Below are 19,146 nucleotides of genomic sequence, written 5' to 3'. Positions count from 1 at the left end.
ATGCTGACTTCAGTCGATCCTGATGTGATCCGGGTGCTGGGCGATCCGCTCCGCCTTCGGATCGTGACCCTGCTGGCGCGCGAGACGCTGTGCACGACGCACCTGGTCGAGGAGACCGGAGCCAAGCAGACCAACCTGTCCAACCACATGAAGGTGCTGCGCGAGGCCGGGATCGTGGAGACCGAGCCCTGCGGCCGCTTCACCTACTACAAGCTCAAGCCCGAGGTCCTGGCCGGCCTGTCCGAGCAGTTCGCCGAACTCGCCGCCTCCGCCCGTACCGCCGCCGAGAACAAGAGGGCCTGCCCGTGACCTCCACCGAGCCCACCACCGCCTCCGCTCCGACTGGGGGTGGCGCCGACTCGATCGTCAAGAAGCTCTCCACCCTCGACCGCTACCTGGCGGTGTGGATCCTCATCGCCATGGCCGTCGGCCTCGGGCTCGGACGGGCCATTCCAGGGCTGAACGACGCGCTGGCGAAGGTGGAGGTCGGCGGTATCTCCCTGCCGATCGCGCTCGGCCTGCTGATCATGATGTATCCGGTCCTGGCTAAGGTCCGCTATGACAGGCTTGACGCCGTCACCGGCGACCGGAAGCTGATGATCTCCTCCCTGGTCATCAACTGGATCCTCGGACCCGCGGTGATGTTCGCCCTGGCGTGGATCTTCCTGCCGGACCTGCCCGAGTACCGCACCGGCCTGATCATCGTCGGCCTGGCCCGCTGCATCGCCATGGTGATCATCTGGAACGACCTCGCCTGCGGCGACCGCGAGGCCGCGGCCGTGCTCGTCGCGCTGAACTCGGTCTTCCAGGTCCTGGCGTTCGGCCTGCTCGGCTGGTTCTACCTCGACCTGCTGCCCGGCTGGCTCGGCCTCGGCGACGGAGAGCACCTGGACATCTCGATGTGGGAGATCGCCCTGAACGTGGTCATCTTCCTCGGAGTCCCGCTGCTGGCCGGCTTCCTGACCCGCCGGATCGGTGAGCAGAAGATGGGCCGCGAGGGCTACGAACAGCGCTTCCTGCCGAAGATCGGGCCGTGGGCGCTGTACGGGCTGCTGTTCACGATCGTCATCCTCTTCGCCCTGCAGGGCAAGACCATCACCTCCCAGCCCCTGGACGTCGCCCGGATCGCCCTGCCGCTGCTCGTCTACTTCGCGGTCATGTTCTTCGGCACCTTCCTGCTCGGCAAGGGCCTGGGGCTCGCCTACGACCGCACCACCACGCTGGCGTTCACCGCGGCGGGCAACAACTTCGAGCTGGCCATCGCGGTCGCCATCGCGACCTTCGGTGTCACCTCCGGCCAGGCACTGTCCGGCGTCGTCGGCCCGCTCATCGAAGTCCCGGTGCTGATCGGTCTGGTCTACGTCGCGCTCGCCTGGCGAAGGAAGTTCACCGCCGGCACGGTGACGACGGCGCCGTGACGCAGCACACGGATGTGGTGGTGGTCGGCGGCGGCCAGGCTGGGCTCGCTGCCGGCTACCACCTGCGCCGCCAGGGCCTCGACCACGTGATCCTGGACGCCGACGCGGCACCGGGCGGGTCCTGGCAGCACATGTGGGACTCGCTGCACCTCTTCTCGCCGGCGGACCACTCCTCCTTGCCTGGCCGCCTCATGCCCGCCCAGCCCGGTGAGACCTACCCGGACGCCGGGCACGTGGTCGACTACCTCACCGACTACGAGAAGCGGTACGACCTGCCCGTCCAACACGGCACCCAGGTCGACGCCGTGCACCGTGACGGCGACCGGCTCCTGGTCGAGACCGACTCCGGCACCTGGCGGGCCCGGACAGTCATCAGCGCCACCGGTACCTGGTCATGGCCTTTCGTCCCCGCCGTGCCGGGCAGCACCGATTTCACCGGTCGGCAACTGCACACCGTGAACTACCACCGTCCAGGCGATTTCGCCGGTCAACGCGTCCTCGTAGTCGGTGGAGGGAACTCCGGCGCCCAGATCGCAGCCGACCTCGCACTGGATGACAACGTCGAGACGACCTGGGTGACCCAGCGCCCGCCCCGTTTCCTCCCCGACGACGTCGACGGCCGCGTTCTGTTCGACGTCGCCACCGCACGCCGCCGCGCCCTCGACGAAGGACGCAGCGACATCGGTGGGGTCGCCTCGCTCGGCGACGTCGTCGCCGTTCCCCCTGTCCGCGCCGCCCGTGATGCCGGACTCCTGCGAGCCCGGCCGATGTTCACCCGGCTCACTGCCACCGGCGTCCAGTGGGCTGACGGCAGCCGGTCGGACGCCGACGTGATCATCTGGTGCACCGGCTTCCGGCCCGCCCTGGCTCACCTCGCCCCGCTCGGACTGCGCGGCCCGCGCGGCCACGTCGCGACCTCCGGGACTCTCGCCGTTGGTGAGCCCCGTCTGCACCTACTCGGTTACGGCGACTGGACCGGACCTGCCTCCGCCACCCTTATCGGTGTGGGTCGCCCTGCCCGCGAGGCCGCCCAACAGATCGCGCGTCAGCTGAATATCTGACTTCGCGACTCGGCCTGCACGATTACCAGAGTTCAGATGCTGGGCATGCTGCCGCCGTCAGCGGAGCCGTGGTAATTCGCCGTACCAGCTATGCCGCGCGGCGTCTAATGGGTGCCATGACCGACACGGCTTCCTCCACTACTCAGTTGTGGCGCTACGTCCAGGATGACGACCCCAGCGCGTTCACCCTTATCGTGGAGACGCCCAACGGGCCGTACATGCGACGAATACCTCCGGCGCTGCCGTTGCCGTCCGGCGTTGAGCACGGCCCGGGCGCTGAGACTGCCGCTCACACTGCAGCGGCCACCTGGGGAATGCCCGACTTCGTCTTTCAACAGGCCGAACATGCGACCAAGGGATCGGGCCTACGGGAACTGGGCGATCGATTGCTGCTGGCCGGCCGCCGAGGCGCAGTCGTGCAGGTGAAGGCCCGCACGATCAAGCCTAAGCCGGACGCTCAGGAGACCGCCTGGATCCAGAAGGTGGCGACCAAGGCGATGAACCAGGCCAAGGGCACTGTGCGGCAGTTGCGCATGCTGCCCGCCGAAATGATCAACGGCCGGGGGCGGGCACTGCAGGTCGACGGCAACGCGTACGAGTGGGTCGCGGTGTTCCTGCTGGACCATCCCCAGGTCCCGGAAGAAACTCAGGTGAGCTTGAAGCCGATCGGCATACCCGCCATCGCGCTGACCCGCCGCGACTGGGATTTCCTGTTCGACCAGTTGCGCTCCACCACCGCCGTACTCGATTACCTCTTCCGCGCAGCCGACGAAGAGCCCGTTCCGCTGGGCGAGGAGCCGGTCCGCTTCTACGAGCTGGCCGCCGCCGATGCCGCCGCGCCGGCCAAGGACATCGACACAGAGCTGGTCGGTCCGGGTGGCACGCTGTTCTCCACACCGCGGCTGCCGCAGGCTCCGGCGGGGGCCGACGGTACCCATGCCCACCTCATGATCCGCATCATGCTGGAAGACGTTGCCACCAGCTTCCTGCGCGATTCGGTGGCTGAGGCAGACCGCTTCACGGTGCTGTCCGACTTCGACCGGCTGCCGGTGCCGGCCCGGGCTGAATGGGGTCACCTGCTGTTGGACATGCTCCGTGACGTGCCGGAGGTACCGGATGAGCACTGCAAGTGGCGCTTCCGGCGTCTTCTCGAAGAGGACGGAGCCCGTCAGCTGATCGTGGGCGCGGCCACCCGCTTCGATCCCATCGTCCAGGCTTCCTTCTCCGCGTACGTGCAACTGCGCCACCATGAGGTCACAGCGCGCACTGGCATGGCAGAGGAATCTTCCACGCTCGGAGTCCTGCTCACTCCACGCCACGACGGCGTGCGCCCGTGGGATACCAACGTGGTGCGCGTCCACGGCGACCTGGACCTGTCCGATGAAGAGATCCAGGTCTACAGCGAGGCATGGAACCGTGCGGCCGAGGACGCTGAGTCAGCGTGAGCGACTGAGCCGGGACAGCACGTGCGCGGCATCGCGGCCCACGCCGCGCAAGGTGTTGGAAGAGAAGCTGCGCTGGAACTCGATGCCGACGAACCCGAGCCCGGGAACGGTGGCGATGCCGCCGTGGTGGCGGGGCCGGCCATCGGTGCCCAGGACACCGCTTCCGTTCAGGTAGGGATAGGTGAGGCGGTACCCGGTGGCCCAGATGACCGTACCGACAGGTTCCTTGGCACCGTCGGCCCACACGACACCGTCCGGTGTGAGACGAGCGAACATCTCGCGCCGCTCGATGCCGTGGGTGTCGAGAGCCCTGCGGTAGCGCCCGTCGTCGAGGACGGACACTGGCACCCTCTCCAGCATCCGGCTCAGCGGGGCGATGTCGAACCCGGTGCGCCGGAGCCACCAGTGAATGTCCCGGCCCAGCGGACGCTGCTTCACCCAGCCGATCGGCCGGCGGCTGGCCAGCGTGGTCTCGGCGACCACGCCGAGTTCGGCGGCAATCTGGACGGCCGAGTTGCCGCCGCCCACGACCACGACGCGCCGGCCGGTGAACGGCTCGGAGGTGCGGTAGTCGGCGGCGTGGAGCGACTGCCCGGCGAACTCCTCACAGCCGGGCACGACCGGCGTGTAGGGACTGCGGAAGGCGCCGGTCGCGGCCACGACCGCTCGCGCCGTGAACTCGGCGCCGTCCTCCGTGCACACCATCCAGGCACCATCGCGCGGCTGCACCGAGGTGACGGTGGTGGAGGTGCGGATGTCGGCGTCGAGCCGGCGGGCGTAGGCGCGCAGGTAGTCGACCACTTCGTCCCTGGTCGGGTAGCGGTCGCCGTCACCGGGGAAGCGCATGCCGGGCAGCGACGAGTACCGGGCGGGGGAGAACAGGGTGAGGCTGTCGTAGTAGCGGGGCCATGACCCGCCCACCTGGTCGGCCGACTCCAAGACGAGCGCACGGGCGAAACCGTGGCGGGGCGCGAGTGCGGCGGTGGCCAGACCGGACTGGCCGGCGCCGAGAACGATGAGGTCGGCGTGGTGCTCCATGAGAACCTTCTCCTGTAAGCGTCGTCGTTTCGGGAAGTGACGAAATATGAGTCGCGGATCAGCCGAGGAAGTGGCGGGTGGCGGTGCGGGCGAGGGGGTCGACCCGGCGACGGCCGACTTCCTCAAGGCCCTGGCGAGCGAGACCCGCCAACTGGTCATGCAGCAGTTCGCGGGCAGTCGCGAACTGACTGTCGGAGAGATCGCCGAGCGGTGCGGCCTCAAGCCGTCAACGGCCTCCGAGCACCTGAGCCTCCTGCGCCGCGGCGGCCTGGTCCTCTCCCGCAAGGAGGGCAAGCAGGTCTTCTACCGCGCCGACGGCGCCACCATGGCTCACCACCTGGACGCCCTCAAGGCATACCTGCTTCGCTGCTGTCCGCTCGGCTGCGGCGCCTGACCGCAGCCCGGCTCGGGCAGCGGTCAGCCGCGCAGATCGAGCATCGCGGCCATGGCCGCCACCACGGACGGGGCGACCTGGTAGTAGACCCAGGTGCCACGCCGCTCGGAGGTCAGCAGGCCGGCCTCGCGCAGCTTCTTCAGGTGGTGGGAGACGGTCGGCTGGGATACGCCGACGTCGGCGATGTCGCACACGCACGCCTCCCCGCCCGGATGCGAGGCGATCTTGGAGAACAGGCGCAGGCGCACCGGGTCCGACAGCGCCTTGAACATGGCGGCCATCTTCTCCGCGTCCGCCGGGGACAGCTCACCGGCGGTGATCGGCGGGCAGCACGGCACGACGTCACTGTCCGGCAGGACGGGAAGTTCCGCGACCTCTGATTTCGACATACGTCTATGTTGACACTCGTCGATACGGGTGGCAAGCTCCGAGGCGTAGACACGCATCGACAGACATCGAAACAAGGAGTCGTCGTGGCCACCACCCTCCGTACTGCGCTCACCGCGGCCCGAGCCCGTCGCACCGCCCGCCACCTGGCCGGCGTCAGCTTCTGCGACAGCTGCGCTCAGGTCAGCGACAGCGCCACCCGGGCGGCCGAACGCCGGCAGCACACTCAGCTGACCGCCCTCACGCACGCGCGCTGACCCCCTTCGCCCTTCAAGGAGACCGAGCATCATGAGCACCCAGCAGCTCCCTGTCGTCGTCATCGGAGCCGGCCCCGTCGGGCTCGCCGCCGCCACCCACCTTGTCGAGCGCGGCATCGAGCCCCTCGTCCTGGAAGCAGGCAGCCGTGCCGGTGCGGCCGTCCGTGAGTGGAGCCACGTGCGCCTGTTCTCCACGTGGGGTGAGGTCGTCGACCCGGCCGCCGAGAAGCTCCTTGCCCCCACGGGCTGGACGCGCCCCGACCCGGCGACGTACCCGTCCGGCGGAGACTGGGCCGAGCAGTACCTGCAGCCCCTCGCGGACGCACTCGGCGACAAGGTCCGCACCGGGGCCACCGTCACCGGTGTCTCCAGGGCCGGCCGCGACCGGATCGTCGACGCCGACCGGGAGCGGCAGCCGTTCGTGGTGCACGTCGAGTACGCCGGCGGCCGCGAGGAGCGGCTCCTCGCCCGCGCGGTGATCGACGCCTCCGGTACGTGGGCCACGGCCGGTCCGGCCGGCGGCAGCGGCCTGCCCGCGCTCGGCGAGAAGGCGGCGGCCGACCGGATCACCTACCGCGTACCGGATCTGAAGGACCCGTCCGTACGCGCCCGTTACGCGGGCAGGCGCACGGCCGTCATCGGCTCGGGCGCCTCCGCCTTCACCGCGCTCGCGTACCTCGCCGAGCTGGCCGAGTCCGAGGACGGTACCGGCACGCACGCGGTGTGGATCCTGCGCCGCGGCATCTCCGGCTCCACCTTCGGCGGCGGCGCCGCCGACCAGCTGCCCGCCCGCGGCGCCCTCGGCCTCGCCGCGAAGGCCGCCGTCGACAAGGGGCACGCGGACGCGGTCACGGGCTTCCGCACCGAGGCGTTCGAACGCGACGCCGACGGCCGCCTGGTCCTGGTGGGCGAGGACGGGCGTCGCCTCGACCCGGTGGACGAGGTGATCGTGCTGACCGGCTTCCGCCCCGACCTCTCCTTCCTGGACGAACTGCGCCTGGGCCTGGACGAGCGCCTTCAGGCTCCGGTGGAACTGGCCCCGCTGATCGACCCGAACCAGCACTCCTGCGGCACCGTCTACCCGCACGGTCACCGCGAGCTCTCCCACCCCGAGCAGGGCGTCTACCTGGTCGGCATGAAGTCCTACGGCCGCGCGCCCACCTTCCTGGCCATGACCGGCTACGAGCAGGTCCGCTCCGTCGCCGCCGCGATCGCCGGCGACACCGAGTCCGCCGACCGCGTGGAACTCACCCTCCCCGAGACCGGGGTCTGCGGCGGTGCGGGCCTGTTCGACACCCCCGACACCCAGCAGACCGAAGGTGGCGGATGCTGCGCTGCCCCGGAACCGCAGCTCGTGACGCTCGCAGCGCCCGCGGCGGTGGGCACGGCTGCCGAAGAAGCACCGGCGGGCGGCTGCTGCGGCTCGTGACCGGCCTGAACACCCGCGACAGCGGGGCCGCGACCGGAACAGGGGACCGGTCGCGGCCCCGCGCCGCCCTACCTGCCCTCTGCCTGACGCAGATCGTGAGCTGGGGCATCGTCTACTACGCCTTCCCCGTCCTCAACCCCCAGATCACCGCCGCGACCGGCTGGACGGCCGGAGCGACTACGGCGGCATTCTCGCTCGGCCTCGTCGTCTCCGCGCTCGCCGGAATCCGTGTCGGGCCCATCCTCGACCGGCATGGCCCGCGCGCCCTCATGACGATCGGTTCGGTCCTCGGCGTCACCAGCCTGCTGGTGGTCGCCACAGCTCCCAACCTGCCCATCTTCTTCGTCGGCTGGGGACTCGCCGGATTCGCAATGGCGGCGACCTTCTACCAGCCCGCCTTCGCCGCCCTCACCCGCTGGTGGGCCCCCGACCACATCCGGGCCCTGACCGTCGTCACCCTCGCCGGCGGCCTGGCCTCAACCGTCTTCGCACCGCTGACCGCCCTACTCGCCGACCACCTCTCCTGGCGCCACACCTACCTCGTACTGGCCGCCATCCTCGCCACCGTCACCATCCCCGCCCACGCTCTGGCGCTGCGTGCCCCGTGGCCCGCCGTCCCACCCACAACCGCGCATGCGGACACCGGCGAGTCCAGAACCGAGCGCAGCAGACCGTTCCTGCTGCTCGCAGCAGCCTTCACCCTGTCGGCGTTCACGATGTACGCCGTCGTCGTGGCCCTCGTCCCGCTTCTCATGGAACGCGGCTACACGACCAACCAGGCCGCCTGGGCGCTTGGACTCGGCGGGGCCGGACAAACCCTCGGCCGCACCCTGTACGCCGCACTGGCCCGTCGCACCACCGTGACGGCCCGCACAACGATCCTGATCGCTCTCGGCGGCCTCACCACGGCCGCTTTCGCCGCCGTCTCGGGCCCCTATGCCTTGCTGGTCGCCGTGTCCATCGCGGCCGGCATGGTCCGAGGCAATCTCACCCTGCTCCAGGCCACCGCCGTCACCGACCGGTGGGGCACCACCCACTACGGTCGGCTCTCCGGACTCCTCGCGGCACCGGCAACCACTGCGGCCGCTATGGCCCCCTTCGCCGGAGCGGCGCTCGCCGCACCACTAGGTGGGTACAGCCACCTTTTTGTGTTCCTGGCCGCCATCTCCATGATCGCCGCTTCGACTGCGGCCTGGACCAGTCCTGACACCGACAAACCAGGCTAAGAGCGAGTAGAGGACCCGCCTGGCTCCCGAGCCGTCATTAGCGCTCCGAGCGGGAGATGGCGTCGCTGGCCTCCTTCGGGCCGCGGCTTTCCCGCTCTACTTGTTGCCGGGCGCGGCATGCAGGTGGGTATGGAAGGCGACCGCGTGGCCAGCCATCGAAGCCTTCCAGGGCGCGGCCTCGGCGCGGGCGATCTCTTGCCACGCCGCAGCGTTGGCGGCGGCGAACGCCTTCTTGGCCTCCGCTGGTGCGGTGCGCCAGGAGGAGAAACGGCAGGCGAAGGCGTCCGCCTCGACGAGCGTGTGTCCGGCTTCGAGGAGCCGCAGGATGAGGATGGCGGGATCGATCCAGGCTGCACCGCGTGTGGGCCAGGCCCAGTCGATGATGTGGGCACGGTCGTCCACGAGCACGTTGTGCGGGGCGAGGTCGGTGTGCAGGAGGGTGTCACCGGCGAAGTGAGCGGCGGTTCCGGGTGGAGCGTATGCGGCCCAGCGCTGTTCGGCGGCCTTGATGGGGATGTTCGCCGGGGCCGTGGTCCCCTGAAGTTCAGCGATCGCCGAGGCGACGAGGGGGAGGTCGGGGGAGCCCGGGGTGTAGTCGGCGTGCCGTCCCGGAAGGACTTCGTATCCGAGGAGGTCCCAGCCGGCCGTCTCGATGTGCCAGTACAGGCGGGGGCAGGCACGGGGGAGGTGCGGGTTGATCGCGGCCTCTCGACGCTGGGCCGGGGCCTGTGGGTGGTCGGTGGGGATGCCCTTGACGAAGACCGGGCCGTGATCAGTGTCGAGGAACGCGGCGATGCCTGAGTTCAGCCCTCCGTCGGCGGTGCGGGTGGCGTGGACGGGGCCCGCCTTGTCGGCGATGGCCTGGCGTGCCTCCACGGGAAGGTCGTGGAAGTGGCGGCGGATCATGGACACGGCGCGCTTCCTCGGAGAGAGCGATGGGCTGCCCCGGCCAGCGTACGGCCGGGGCAGCGCGCCGGAGCGTACCCCGGTCTAGTAGGGCTGGTCGTCGCCGGCCGAGCAGCTGCACCCGGCGGACTCAGCGACGTCGACGTCCAGGTCGTCGATGAGCTGGAACGTGCCCTCGGGGATCGGGGTCGTGGAGACGGGCACAGGCAGGGTGCCGGTGGCCTCTGTGGGCGGACGCTGGCCGATGGTGACAGGGACCGGTGCCGGCCGGGTCAGGGTGGTGCTGGTGGGAGTCATGCTCCGTAACCTCCGTGTTGGCAGTAGAGCGATCGGTTGTCCCCCGCCTCCTGGTGGAGCTTGGCCAGCGGTCGGCATGTCCTGCAGGTGCCGACCTTCGAGCAGCCGGAGCATCCACCGGTGCGGAGCTCGAGGGACTCGGCGATGCCGCCGAGTCGGGGGAGGGCGGTCAGGCCCTCCGTCATGAGGTTCACGCTGGGGTCGCGGCCGATCTTGCAGACCGAGGCGATGCCGTGCGGGTCGACGTGGAAGAAGGTGTGGCCGGCGTTGCAGCCGGTGAAGATACGGCGGGCGCGGACGTACTTCTGGGCCTGTAAGGCGAGCGGTTTCGCCTCTCCGTCGATCGTCGGGGACATGTTCGTGAAGACCTGGTACGGGAAGCCCCAGCGGTCTTCCACCAGGCGGACCATGTCGTCCACCTCGTGGGCGTTCTCCTCGGCGACGATGATGTTGATGCGCACGGGCAGTCCCGCCGTGCGGGAGGAGTCCAGGCCGCGGGTGAACCGGTCGAAGGCGCCGCGGTTGCGGGTGACGGCGTCGTAGGTCTCTCCGGTCGCTCCGTAGAGGCTCACCGTCAGTCGGTAGGGCCGCAGGCGGGCGAACAGCTCCTGCATCCTCGCTTTGTGGAGCTGACTGCCGTTCGTCGAGATCTGGATCATCATTCCGAGGCCGGTGGCGTACTCGTACGCAGCGGCGAACTGCGGGTCGATCAGGGCCTCGCCGCCGGTGATCTGGAGCCATAGGACGCCGGCATCGCGCAGCATGGTGAGCAGGCGCGTCTTGTCGTCCCAGTCCAGGTCCTCGAACCGCTTCTCGCCGAGGTAGCAGAAGCCGCAGTCGTGGTCACAGCCGAGGTTGATCTCCCATGACGCCTTCGCATACCCGTAAGTGGAGCGTCCACGGACGAGGAGGGTGTCCCGCAGTGGCCCGGTGGGCAGGGGAAACTGCCATGCGGCCGTGGTCGCCTCGGCGAGCCAGGCCGGGGCCGACCGGTCCTCGGTGACCACCGTGCGCAGTTCCTCGAAGCGGGACTCGGGGATGGCCACTCCCTTGGCGTGACCGGGCCGGAGGAGGAGGTACTGGCCCAGGAACGGACTCGCGATTAATTGGTGCACGTTGCCTCCATGTCGTCTGGCAGGGGGTGGGGCGGGTCCGTGCAGAGGTGGAGTCGGGGGAACTCCTCGGACCCGCCCCGCTCACCGGCCCCCTGTCCTTCGGCTGGCCGGCCGGTGAGGCTGGAGGGCCCCGACGCGGGGAGCTACCAGGCAGTGGCCAGCTCGTCGAGCAGCTCGTCGAGGCCGACGACGCGGAACGAGTGGAGGCGGCGAACCAACTGCGAGGCGAGGAACGTCCCGAGGTTCGGATGGCCGTACGGCAAGGGCGCATCCGGCTGCGCGACGACCTTCACACCGCCCGCGTCCCGGCCGTACAGAGTGCCGTGCACGCCGTACAGGGGTGCGCTCCTGGCCAGGAACACCGTCGGGTCGTCCTCCAGGTGCGGACAAAGCCTCGCGGCAGCACGGGTGTGCCTGCGGCACACCGGAGGCTGATTGGTGAGGATGCTCGGCCGACTTGGATCGTGATCCCGGGGGCCGGCGAGAAAGATGAAGCCGAGGGGCGTGCGGGCGGGACCTGCGCAGACCTGGCAGGTGAGCGTCTGCATGCACACCATCTGCCGGTGGGGGTGCATCAGCTTCCACTGCGGCTCACCGGTGATCCGGCCTTCGGCGTCGGCGGGGTTCCATCCGCATCGGGCCCAGAGCACGCCCCGGGGGTCTCGGTCCCGGGGGTCCTCGTCCGCGTAGTACAGCCGCGGGCCGGCGGAGTGCTGCGTGATGACGAGGTTGTCCGGCGCCGCGTCCTCCCCGTCCCTCTGGGTGATGTACGGGACCAGGGGGAGGTTCTTGCCTCTTGGCTCGACGGCCTGCGGGTTGTACGTGAGGCGGAGAGGCGGGAAGGTCACGGCGCCTCCGTAAGGCACTGGTGGGCCACCAAGCGTTCGAGGAGTTCGTGGAGCGTCCACGCCATGCGCCGGAGGTGTCCGACGGCCCGGCGGTGGTCGGTGGGTACTTCCTCGGTCCCGATGGTTCGCCCGCGCTCGATGAGGTCGGCCACCTGCCCGTCCTGCTCGGCCACCTTGGAGACCACGGCGAGGTGGACGAGTCGCATAAGGTGCCCAGTGCCCACGAAGGCGCTGCGCGTGCTCGTCGACCTCGTGTTCGGTGGGCGTGTAGTCGTCCAGGACGGCTGCCACGTCATCGAGCAGCAAGCCGTCGACATACGGGGCCCAGCGCTGCACCTTCTTCAGGACCCTACTCAAGCCGGCCTCGGTGAAGGGCGGTACGGCGGCTCGCACGGGATGGGACCAACCGGGGTGGAGGGTGGTGGCCGTCATCGCCCCGACTCCTCTGGCACAGCGAGGCGGAGCCGGTGGGTAGCTCGTACGGGGGCGGGCACGGTGATCTCCTCTACGCGAAGTCGGCGATCCGGACGCCCTGGAGAGGGCCGACCATCGGCTTCGAGGCTCCCGTTGCGGTAGTGGCGTTTCCACGCCGTCGCTACGCCTTTTCCTCGCCGTCTGGACGGCGGAGAAGCGTCGGTCGGACGGCGTGGAGCCGCGCTGGAGACAAGCGGAACCTGTGGGTCACACCCGTTCGTACGACCGGAAGAGCGACCCCGATGCTGAACGACTCACGCCCGGCAGTCCACAGTTCTCCCACGCACTGGGTGGCCCTGGCCGGTCGGTGCGAGCCGCTTACCTCTGCTCGTGACCACGCTCGTACAGTGCTGGCCGGTGTCGTGCCTTGCGTGGACGACGCGGTGCTGGTCGTATCCGAGCTGGTGGGTAACGCAATGCGACACACGGCGGCCGGCCCCGACTGTCTGACTATCGAGATTGACGGGGATCAGGTCGTTGTCGCGGTTCACGACCCGGAGCCTGACGGTGGTGGTGTGCACCTGTCGGAGACGGCTGCCGATCCGCTTGCTGAGTCCGGCCGTGGGCTGTGGCTGGTGCAGACGCTGGCACGTCGTTGGTACGTGGAGACCACCGCCGTCGGCAAGGCGGTCGTTGCCGTCCTGCCGCGCGGGAAAGCGGCGGTCAGCCGAGCGGCAGGCTCTTGACGACGTCCCACCGATAGGCGCGGTCCTCGCGTCGCAGCTCCACCAACTGCACCTCACGAACGTCCAGATCAACTGGTGCAAGCCCGCGGAGCGGGGTGACGGCCTTGATGACGGGGGCAGCGGGGCGGGGCCGGTTGTTGTAGGCCAGGCTCAGGTGCGGGCGGAACAGCGCGGTCGGCTTGCGGGGAGCCAGTCCCAACGGAGCCATGGACTCGCTGAGGGCCGCGTGCAGCGCCAGTACCGGGCCCCAAGGGGCGACTGTCAGACGTACGGCTCCCCGAGAACCCGCGAGTGGGACCGCCCGCAGGCGGAAGGCCGCCGGACATAGCGGGGCCGCTGCGCTGATGACGTCATCGAGACGGCTCAGCGGCAGCGCTGCGGCCGAACCGACGCGTGTGAGCGTGATGTGCAACCCGTCGTCGGGGACCGGATCCAGACCGAGCGGCGTGAGGTGCTGCTGACAGCGAAGAGCGAGGTCGGCCAGCGCTGCGCTGCCGGGGAAGGTGAGCATCCAGTAGTACGCACGGGTCTGCGCCGTCCAGCCGGGACGGTCCCAGTGATCGACCATGGTCTCCACAGCGTCGAAGGCGGCCTGGTCGTGCACCGCGATCACTGCCGGGTCACTCAGGTCGGCCGGCGGGTGGGCAGGGAAGGCTGCGGGATCGGCGCTGAGCTGGACGTGCGGCCAAGACACCCGGCGAACTCCTTCGTGATCACCCCGCCTCGGCAGGCGGGAGCTGACGGCCCCAGGCGCGGAGCTGTTCGCCATACTCGCGCACCGCTGGCCGGGACCGCCAAGGGGCTGCTCGCTCGTACAGGTCCCGGGAACGTTGCCGCACCGAGCTGATCGGCAGCGGGCTGGCCAAAGTGATCGCCTGTTGCCCGAGGGACATGGCGTGCTCCACGTCCGGTGCTCGCTGTTGAAGCACCGCGGTGGCCACGTCGAGGCGGACCAGCGAGCGACTCCACGCGGAGTCGGAGCTCTCGACCAGGTCGTCGAGGTCCTCGGCGTCCCGCAGCACGTGCCCGGTGTCCTGCAGAGCGACACGGGCGGTCAGTGCATTGGCCAGGGTGCGGGCCCGCCCATACGGCAAGAAGGAGATGCAGGAGGTCAGGCCGGGGGGCACGTCATGCCGGTCGGAGAGCTCCAGCGCCCGCCCGATGGCCCGCTCGGCCTGGTTCCGGTCACTGAGCTTGCCGAGCGCCCGGGCCCGGCCGTTGACCAGTAGCCGGATGGCCTGCGGGTGGTTCGGCGCCCGGTCCACCGCGGCGGCGGCCCGCGCGTCGGCCTCGTCGTAACGGCCTGCGTAGTACGCCGCGAAGGACTGGGTGCCGCAGGCCCACATCTCGGTGTCGAGATCGCCGATTGCCCGGCTCAGTTCCAGCGCTTCGGCGCAGTACGCCTCAGCCAGGGGAAACGCGCCGGTGTTCACCGCCATGTAGCCGAGCAGTCCGCCGGCGCGTGCGGTGATCCGGAACAGTTCCCTGCGTGCGGACGGAGGTTGCTGACCGGCGAGCAGGGTGTGCCCCATGCTGCGCAGGCTGTTCGTCTGTCCCCACAGGCCGTCCGGTCCGTCCTTCTCGTACCGCTCGGTGATTCCCTCGATCCGGGAGGCGAGAAAGGACAGAGTGGTCTGGTCGACGTTGCCGGAGGCCAGCTGGCGGGCTCGGGCGACAATGTCCGTCGGGTCGTCGGCGGGGGCGGTCGGGCCGGGCTGGGGAGAAGGTGGAACGTCCGCAGGTAGGGGTTCCGGGGCGGACGGTGGATAGGCCGAGGGCAAAGCGAACAGGTCGCGGGCAGTCCTGCCCAGCAGCTCCTCCAGAATGCGGCACGTGTCCGGGCGGGGAAGCTGCTTCAGTTCCCCACTCATCCACCGGTCGAACTGCCGCGATGAGACCGCGACCGAGGCCAGCCGAGGGTCATCCGCCTGCTTGGCCAGGTTCTTGGCCGCGCGGGAGAATTGCACCTCGAATGCCGTGTAAGTCGTGAGGTGGCGCTCTTCGAGTAACTGCCGAAGCAGCGTGTTCCGGGGCATGGAAGACCTCCCAACACGTCGGCGGAACCATGGGCTCCTCGGCAAACGGCACGCACGCCGGACCGTGCGGCGTACGGGATGTCCTACGCAAGAGTGCCGACGCAAAGCGCAACTAGGCAATATGTCTGGCTAAGTTGGCCCGTTCGGGTTGTCCGCCAACGGGTGGATGGACAGACTGCCTTCATGGCACTGAAGAGGAAGCTGGTCCCTCAGTCGGTCTACCGACGCCAGCTCGCCACACGGCTGCGCGAGTTAAGGGAGGCGTCCGGCCTGACCCTCACCGAGGTGTCGAAACAGATCGAGGTCAACCAGGGGTCTCTCAGCCGGATCGAAACCGGCGAGCGCGGCACCACCCCGATACTGGTCCGGGCCCTCCTCGACTGCTACGCCGTCGCCGACACCGAACTGCGTGACGACATCCTCGACCTGGTGCGTGCCGACAAGGAACAGCAGAAGCCCTGGTGGCGGAAGTACTCCACGGTTCTCACCCCGACCCGCTACGACGGTTACCTCGCCCTGGAGGCAGGTGCCATCGGGCTGGCCAACTACCAGCCCCTGCTCGTTCCCGGCCTGCTTCAGACGGAGGACTACGCTCGCGCAGTCATCGCCCAGATGCGTCCCGAACTCACTTCTGTCCAGGTGGACGCCTTGGTCAAGGTACGGATGGGACGCCAGGAAAGCCGCCTGTCCGGCGAGCATTCCACCGACCTGTGGGCCGTCCTGGACGAAGCCGTCCTCCACCGGGTTATCGGCTCTCCCGCCGTGATGCGCCAGCAGTTCGCCCACCTTGTCCAGGCCGGCGAGCAGCCCAACGTCACCATCCAACTTCTCCCGTTCTCCGCCGGCGCCCACCCCGGCCTCTACGGGCCATTCGTCATCCTCACCTTCCCCCAGCCCACGGCACCGCTGGTCTGGCTGGAGAACCCCAACAACTCCGTGTACCTGGAGTCCGAGAGCGACATCCAGAACTACACGTACATCTTCGACCAGCTCAGGGCCTCGGCCCTCAGCCCCGCCGAGACCCGTACCCATCTCACCCGCACCGCCGAGGAGCTCGAACCGTGAGCACGCCCCCGCCCCGCCTCCACGCCGAGGAACTTCAGAAGGCGCGCTGGCGCAAGAGTTCCTACAGCGGCGGCGCCAACGATTGCGTCGAGATCGCCGACCTCGGTGCGTACGCAGCGGTACGCGACTCAAAAGACCTTGAACTGTCACCGGTGATTCTCAGCCGCTCCGCCCTGGATGATCTGCTGGGCCTTTACACGGACGGCGAACTTGCGTCGGCTGAAACCCTGACCAATCCGCACGTGCACCGTGTCAGCAGCCACTTGGGAGTGCCCGCGTGAGTGACCAGCACGACAAGCCGTTCCTGCAGATCGTGGTCTGCGCGGCCTGGGTCGCCGCCGATGTCGGCCGACTGATCACGGCAGCCCAGGAGCGGCACTGGGACGTCGGCGTCGTGGCCACCCCGCAAGGGCTCGGCTTCCTTGACGCGGCGGCGGTTGAAGCCCAGACCGGCCGCCCCATCCGCTCGGCCTGGCGGTCACCGGGGGAGCCGCGCCCGAGCCGTACTGCTGATGCCATCGCGGTCGCCCCGGCCACGTTCAACACGGTCAACAAGTGGGCCGCCGGGATCTCCGACAACCTCGCGCTGGCGATCCTGTGCGAGGCACCCGCCATGGGTGTTCCCGTCACCGTGCTGCCGTACCTGAACTCCGCCCAGGCTGCCCATCCGGCATACCGCCGGAGCCTGGACGTGTTGCGCGAGATGGGTGTCCTGATCGGCTCCTACGAGCCTCACCGGCCGAAGGCTGGCGGCGGGCCCGACCGCTACCGCTGGGAGGAAGTGCTGGAACTGCTCGCTCCCAGGCTGTCCACGCGGTCGTGATCAGCGCCTTCGTGCCTGCGGCGGTCGCGGGGGTGCGACCGCAGATGCTTCGTGGGCCGACGGGTTGGGTCGTGGTGACCTTTCGGCCTGCACTGTGCTGCGGCCCTGTACTGCACGGTCGCTGGGCGCGGGTCGTGCGATAAGGCGCTGCGCTCTCCAGGTCAAGGTCCTGGCGGGGGAGCGGGCGTCGTTCAGGGCTCGTTGGTCGACCGCCTGCTTGAGGAGTCGCTCCGGGTCGTGGCCGAGTGCTTCCGCTTCGGCGAGCGCGGCGGTGAGGGCGTCGACAGCGGGGTCTGACAGGACCTGTTCCGCGTGCTCGGGCAGGGCCCGGCGGATGTAGCGCATGTACCGGTTCACCGCCTGTTGGGGCGGTCGATGCTGGACAAGAGCGGTCAGGGGCGCGCCTGCTGCCTCGTCGTAGGCGGCTTGGAGGTGGAGCAGGGCCTGCTGCGCGGCGGTGACCTGCTGGTCGTGGTGGCGGAGCTGGTGCCAGCGAGTGGCCGCGACGGTGACGAGGATCGCGACGTCGAGGAGCATCGCCAGAGCCGTGCCGTCCCCGGGGGCGGGCTCGCGGAGCATCGCCCGTGCGGCGCTTCGCAGGGCGCGGGCGTGATGGTGTTCGGCCTGGACGCGGGATCGGGTGGCGCGCTCGAAAGCGGAAGCTGCCTCGCGGAGCTGGGCGCGGAGGGGTGCGGGAGCGAGGAGGGGCAGGGCGTCGAGAGCTTCACCGAAGGCGGCGAGGTGGGCCTGGGAGGCTCGGTCGTCGTATCCGCTGAGGTGGTGGGGGATGCGTTCGGCGGCTGCGGTTGCCCGGTGCCAAGGGTTGGGCCTGCGCCTCCCCGGCCCGTCGGCGGGCTGCGGGTCGGTGGCCTCCAGGCGTGCTCGGATCTTGGGGAAGGACAGGTCCGGCGCGAGTTCGGAGCCGGAGAACCAGATCGGTTGCCTGCCTGCCGTGGTGGTGTCTTCGCTGGCGACCTTGTAGCCACGCACATCGCCAGAAGGGAAGTACACGACTTCGACCAGCACGCCCTCGGTGTGGCTGAGCAGGCCGATGAACTCGTCGGTGCTGGTGGTGGCGGCCACGGCGGTGCGGACGATGGTGCGCAGGCGTTCGCGAGCCGGCTTCTCCTGGCCCTGGCGGTGTGCCCTTTCCTGTTCGGCGCGGGTGGGGCGCTTGGCGGCGGTGCGGTCTCCGCGGGCGACTTGGAAGAGGCCGTATTCCTTTTCGATGGCGGCGAGTTCACGGTCGGCGGTGAGGTAGTCGTTCCAGTAGCGTGCGGTGCTCAGGTCGCCGCGGACCTTGGTGGCGGCGATGTGGATGTGGTCGGGGGCGTGACGGACGGCGACCCAGCGGCAGCCGTCCGGGTCGTTTTGTGGCGCGATGCCAGTGGCGGCCAGGACGCGGCGGGCTATGTCGGCCCACTCCTCATCGCTGAGGTGGCGGTCGGTCGTGGCTGTGCGGAGGGAGCAGTGCCAGACGTGGCGCTCGGGTGCGCGGCCGAGGCGGCGGGCTTGCTTGACGCGCAGGTCGAGGTCGGCCACCAGCAGCCTCTTCGTGGCGGTGAAGTCGTCCGTGCGGCCGGGGTCGGGAGCGAAGCCGTCCCAGGAAGCGACGAGGTGTGGGTCGGTGTGGTCTTTGGCCTTCTTGGCGTCGAACAGGTAGCGGATCAGGCCGGCCGTGTCCTTGCCGCTACTGATCTTGGCGATCACCTGGCTGCCTTCCTGGTGACCGTCTGGTTCGCCGCTGCCGCGATCTCGCTGATGGCAGCACGGACCGCGTTCAGGGTGCGTTCGGTCTGGGCGAGGGTGGCGGTATCCCCAGGGTGTGGATGGCCGCCGGAGTTGAGTCTCCGGGCGATCTGGTTGGCGTTGTTGCCGATCTTGGCGATCTGCTCGCGCAGGGCGGTCAGCTCGTCGATGTAGTCGTCCAGCGGGGTGCGCTGGCCGGGCAGGGCGAGGTCGCCGTGGATGTGGGCCATAACGACGGCGCCGACGTAGTGGGCGCCGGCGATGTTGAGCGACCGGGCCTTGGCGAGGATGGCGCTCTTCTCTTCGACGCTGTAGCGCACGTCGACGCGCTCCTTGCGCTGGGTGTCTTTGCGCCTGCGGCGGCGGGCGATGCGGTGCAGGGCGGCGGTTTCGGCGGCACGAGGCAGAACGACGGGGGTGGCCTGGACGCGTTGTCCTTCCTCGGGTGCCCCCTGGCGCCCGTGGGTCTCCGCCACCCCCGGGGCGGAACTC

General features: G+C 69.6%; 23 protein-coding genes. 12 read left to right on the top strand and 11 right to left on the bottom strand.

Annotated elements, in window-relative coordinates; genetic code table 11:
* From ACZ434_RS07360 to ACZ434_RS07345, 4 genes are all read left to right on the top strand, one after another.
* On the top strand, window positions 1-309 hold the full coding sequence (locus ACZ434_RS07360) for an ArsR/SmtB family transcription factor (protein WP_125504850.1): 309 nt from the start codon (window positions 1-3) through the stop codon (window positions 307-309).
* Window positions 306-1,418 carry an ACR3 family arsenite efflux transporter gene (gene arsB / locus ACZ434_RS07355; RefSeq protein ID WP_468452723.1) on the top strand — a complete coding sequence of 371 codons (1,113 nt, stop codon included), beginning with the start codon at window positions 306-308 and terminating at the stop codon, window positions 1,416-1,418. Before ACZ434_RS07360 ends, arsB begins: the two co-directional genes overlap by 4 nt.
* Window positions 1,415-2,479, top strand: coding sequence for an ArsO family NAD(P)H-dependent flavin-containing monooxygenase (locus tag ACZ434_RS07350; protein ID WP_468452721.1), 1,065 nt, complete (start codon window positions 1,415-1,417; stop codon window positions 2,477-2,479). The genes arsB and ACZ434_RS07350 overlap by 4 nt, the downstream gene beginning before the upstream one ends.
* Before the next feature lie 116 nt (window positions 2,480-2,595).
* On the top strand, window positions 2,596-3,924 hold the full coding sequence (locus ACZ434_RS07345) for a hypothetical protein (protein ID WP_468452719.1): 1,329 nt from the start codon (window positions 2,596-2,598) through the stop codon (window positions 3,922-3,924).
* Here ACZ434_RS07345 and ACZ434_RS07340 read toward each other — a convergent pair.
* A complete protein-coding gene (locus tag ACZ434_RS07340) occupies window positions 3,916-4,962 on the bottom strand; it encodes a flavin-containing monooxygenase (protein ID WP_402272454.1) in 1,047 nt (348 codons plus the stop codon). The genes ACZ434_RS07345 and ACZ434_RS07340 overlap by 9 nt on opposite strands.
* 46 nt (window positions 4,963-5,008) lie before the next feature.
* Here ACZ434_RS07340 and ACZ434_RS07335 point away from each other — a divergent pair, with 46 nt between their 5' ends.
* A complete protein-coding gene (locus ACZ434_RS07335) occupies window positions 5,009-5,356 on the top strand; it encodes an ArsR/SmtB family transcription factor (RefSeq protein WP_076975681.1) in 348 nt (115 codons plus the stop codon).
* A 23-nt stretch (window positions 5,357-5,379) separates the two neighbouring features.
* Here ACZ434_RS07335 and ACZ434_RS07330 read toward each other — a convergent pair whose 3' ends face one another.
* On the bottom strand, window positions 5,380-5,745 hold the full coding sequence (locus ACZ434_RS07330; RefSeq protein ID WP_328561986.1) for an ArsR/SmtB family transcription factor: 366 nt from the start codon (window positions 5,743-5,745) through the stop codon (window positions 5,380-5,382).
* Between the two features lie 84 nt (window positions 5,746-5,829).
* Between ACZ434_RS07330 and ACZ434_RS07325 the strand changes: the two genes are divergently transcribed.
* From ACZ434_RS07325 to ACZ434_RS07315, 3 genes are read left to right on the top strand one after another with little or no spacing between them, the layout of a single operon-like run.
* Window positions 5,830-6,000, top strand: a complete 171-nt coding sequence (locus ACZ434_RS07325; RefSeq protein ID WP_171987333.1) for a hypothetical protein — start codon at window positions 5,830-5,832, stop codon at window positions 5,998-6,000.
* Window positions 6,001-6,031: 31 nt separating this feature from the next.
* On the top strand, window positions 6,032-7,429 hold the full coding sequence (locus tag ACZ434_RS07320; protein WP_468452715.1) for an NAD(P)-binding domain-containing protein: 1,398 nt from the start codon (window positions 6,032-6,034) through the stop codon (window positions 7,427-7,429).
* Window positions 7,426-8,655, top strand: a complete 1,230-nt coding sequence (locus tag ACZ434_RS07315; protein WP_402272462.1) for an MFS transporter — start codon at window positions 7,426-7,428, stop codon at window positions 8,653-8,655. The genes ACZ434_RS07320 and ACZ434_RS07315 overlap by 4 nt, the downstream gene beginning before the upstream one ends.
* Window positions 8,656-8,751: 96 nt before the next feature.
* Here ACZ434_RS07315 and ACZ434_RS07310 read toward each other — a convergent pair whose 3' ends face one another.
* The 5 genes from ACZ434_RS07310 to ACZ434_RS07290 form a co-directional block, all read right to left on the bottom strand.
* Window positions 8,752-9,561 (bottom strand): protein kinase family protein, encoded by an 810-nt coding sequence (locus ACZ434_RS07310; RefSeq protein WP_402272643.1) that lies wholly within the window; start codon window positions 9,559-9,561, stop codon window positions 8,752-8,754.
* 84 nt (window positions 9,562-9,645) lie between these two features.
* Window positions 9,646-9,858, bottom strand: coding sequence for a hypothetical protein (locus ACZ434_RS07305; protein ID WP_271319704.1), 213 nt, complete (start codon window positions 9,856-9,858; stop codon window positions 9,646-9,648).
* Window positions 9,855-10,973 (bottom strand): radical SAM protein, encoded by a 1,119-nt coding sequence (locus ACZ434_RS07300; RefSeq protein ID WP_468452712.1) that lies wholly within the window; start codon window positions 10,971-10,973, stop codon window positions 9,855-9,857. The genes ACZ434_RS07305 and ACZ434_RS07300 overlap by 4 nt, the downstream gene beginning before the upstream one ends.
* Window positions 10,974-11,116: 143 nt before the next feature.
* Window positions 11,117-11,821, bottom strand: coding sequence for a hypothetical protein (locus tag ACZ434_RS07295; RefSeq protein WP_402272468.1), 705 nt, complete (start codon window positions 11,819-11,821; stop codon window positions 11,117-11,119).
* Entirely contained in the window at window positions 11,818-12,027 is a 210-nt protein-coding gene (locus tag ACZ434_RS07290) for a DUF6415 family natural product biosynthesis protein (protein ID WP_468452709.1), read from the bottom strand. The genes ACZ434_RS07295 and ACZ434_RS07290 overlap by 4 nt, the downstream gene beginning before the upstream one ends.
* Before the next feature lie 615 nt (window positions 12,028-12,642).
* Between ACZ434_RS07290 and ACZ434_RS07285 the strand changes: the two genes are divergently transcribed.
* Entirely contained in the window at window positions 12,643-12,981 is a 339-nt protein-coding gene (locus ACZ434_RS07285; protein ID WP_468452707.1) for an ATP-binding protein, read from the top strand.
* Here the strand turns inward: ACZ434_RS07285 and ACZ434_RS07280 are convergent.
* Together ACZ434_RS07280 and ACZ434_RS07275 are read right to left on the bottom strand one after the other, a co-directional pair.
* Window positions 12,959-13,675 (bottom strand): 2'-5' RNA ligase family protein, encoded by a 717-nt coding sequence (locus tag ACZ434_RS07280; protein WP_402272477.1) that lies wholly within the window; start codon window positions 13,673-13,675, stop codon window positions 12,959-12,961. The two genes, ACZ434_RS07285 and ACZ434_RS07280, sit on opposite strands and share 23 nt — an antisense overlap.
* A 19-nt stretch (window positions 13,676-13,694) precedes the next feature.
* Window positions 13,695-15,017: a hypothetical protein gene (locus ACZ434_RS07275; RefSeq protein ID WP_468452704.1), complete on the bottom strand. Its 1,323-nt coding sequence runs from the start codon at window positions 15,015-15,017 to the stop codon at window positions 13,695-13,697.
* Window positions 15,018-15,200: 183 nt separating this feature from the next.
* On the opposite strand from ACZ434_RS07275, the gene ACZ434_RS07270 reads away from it, so the two are divergent.
* The 3 genes from ACZ434_RS07270 to ACZ434_RS07260 are packed head-to-tail and all read left to right on the top strand — an operon-like array spanning window position 15,201 to window position 16,905.
* Window positions 15,201-16,082, top strand: coding sequence for a helix-turn-helix domain-containing protein (locus ACZ434_RS07270; RefSeq protein ID WP_468452702.1), 882 nt, complete (start codon window positions 15,201-15,203; stop codon window positions 16,080-16,082).
* Complete coding sequence (locus tag ACZ434_RS07265) at window positions 16,079-16,363, top strand: DUF397 domain-containing protein (protein ID WP_468452700.1); 285 nt, start codon at window positions 16,079-16,081, stop codon at window positions 16,361-16,363. Before ACZ434_RS07270 ends, ACZ434_RS07265 begins: the two co-directional genes overlap by 4 nt.
* On the top strand, window positions 16,360-16,905 hold the full coding sequence (locus tag ACZ434_RS07260; protein WP_468452698.1) for a flavoprotein: 546 nt from the start codon (window positions 16,360-16,362) through the stop codon (window positions 16,903-16,905). Before ACZ434_RS07265 ends, ACZ434_RS07260 begins: the two co-directional genes overlap by 4 nt.
* Here ACZ434_RS07260 and ACZ434_RS07255 read toward each other — a convergent pair whose 3' ends face one another.
* Window positions 16,906-18,615: a relaxase/mobilization nuclease domain-containing protein gene (locus tag ACZ434_RS07255; RefSeq protein WP_468452696.1), complete on the bottom strand. Its 1,710-nt coding sequence runs from the start codon at window positions 18,613-18,615 to the stop codon at window positions 16,906-16,908.
* Window positions 18,612-19,130, bottom strand: a complete 519-nt coding sequence (mobC, locus tag ACZ434_RS07250) for a plasmid mobilization relaxosome protein MobC (protein WP_468452694.1) — start codon at window positions 19,128-19,130, stop codon at window positions 18,612-18,614. Before mobC ends, ACZ434_RS07255 begins: the two co-directional genes overlap by 4 nt.
* Window positions 19,131-19,146: the final 16 nt, after the last annotated feature.

This window comes from Streptomyces sp. NPDC030893, assembly GCF_055571535.1.
This window is presented reverse-complemented; position numbering and strand designations above follow the sequence as displayed.

What these genes read in the sequence shown, in the direction of transcription:
- ACZ434_RS07360 (WP_125504850.1), top strand. Translation starts at nt 1, where the DNA reads ATGCTGACTTCAGTCGATCCTGATGTGATCCGGGTGCTGGGCGATCCG.
- ACZ434_RS07345 (WP_468452719.1), top strand. Translation starts at nt 2,596, where the DNA reads ATGACCGACACGGCTTCCTCCACTACTCAGTTGTGGCGCTACGTCCAG.
- ACZ434_RS07340 (WP_402272454.1), bottom strand. Translation starts at nt 4,962, where the DNA reads ATGGAGCACCACGCCGACCTCATCGTTCTCGGCGCCGGCCAGTCCGGT.
- ACZ434_RS07335 (WP_076975681.1), top strand. Translation starts at nt 5,009, where the DNA reads ATGAGTCGCGGATCAGCCGAGGAAGTGGCGGGTGGCGGTGCGGGCGAG.
- ACZ434_RS07330 (WP_328561986.1), bottom strand. Translation starts at nt 5,745, where the DNA reads ATGTCGAAATCAGAGGTCGCGGAACTTCCCGTCCTGCCGGACAGTGAC.
- ACZ434_RS07320 (WP_468452715.1), top strand. Translation starts at nt 6,032, where the DNA reads ATGAGCACCCAGCAGCTCCCTGTCGTCGTCATCGGAGCCGGCCCCGTC.
- ACZ434_RS07310 (WP_402272643.1), bottom strand. Translation starts at nt 9,561, where the DNA reads ATGATCCGCCGCCACTTCCACGACCTTCCCGTGGAGGCACGCCAGGCC.
- ACZ434_RS07305 (WP_271319704.1), bottom strand. Translation starts at nt 9,858, where the DNA reads ATGACTCCCACCAGCACCACCCTGACCCGGCCGGCACCGGTCCCTGTC.
- ACZ434_RS07290 (WP_468452709.1), bottom strand. Translation starts at nt 12,027, where the DNA reads ATGCGACTCGTCCACCTCGCCGTGGTCTCCAAGGTGGCCGAGCAGGAC.
- ACZ434_RS07275 (WP_468452704.1), bottom strand. Translation starts at nt 15,017, where the DNA reads ATGCCCCGGAACACGCTGCTTCGGCAGTTACTCGAAGAGCGCCACCTC.
- ACZ434_RS07270 (WP_468452702.1), top strand. Translation starts at nt 15,201, where the DNA reads ATGGCACTGAAGAGGAAGCTGGTCCCTCAGTCGGTCTACCGACGCCAG.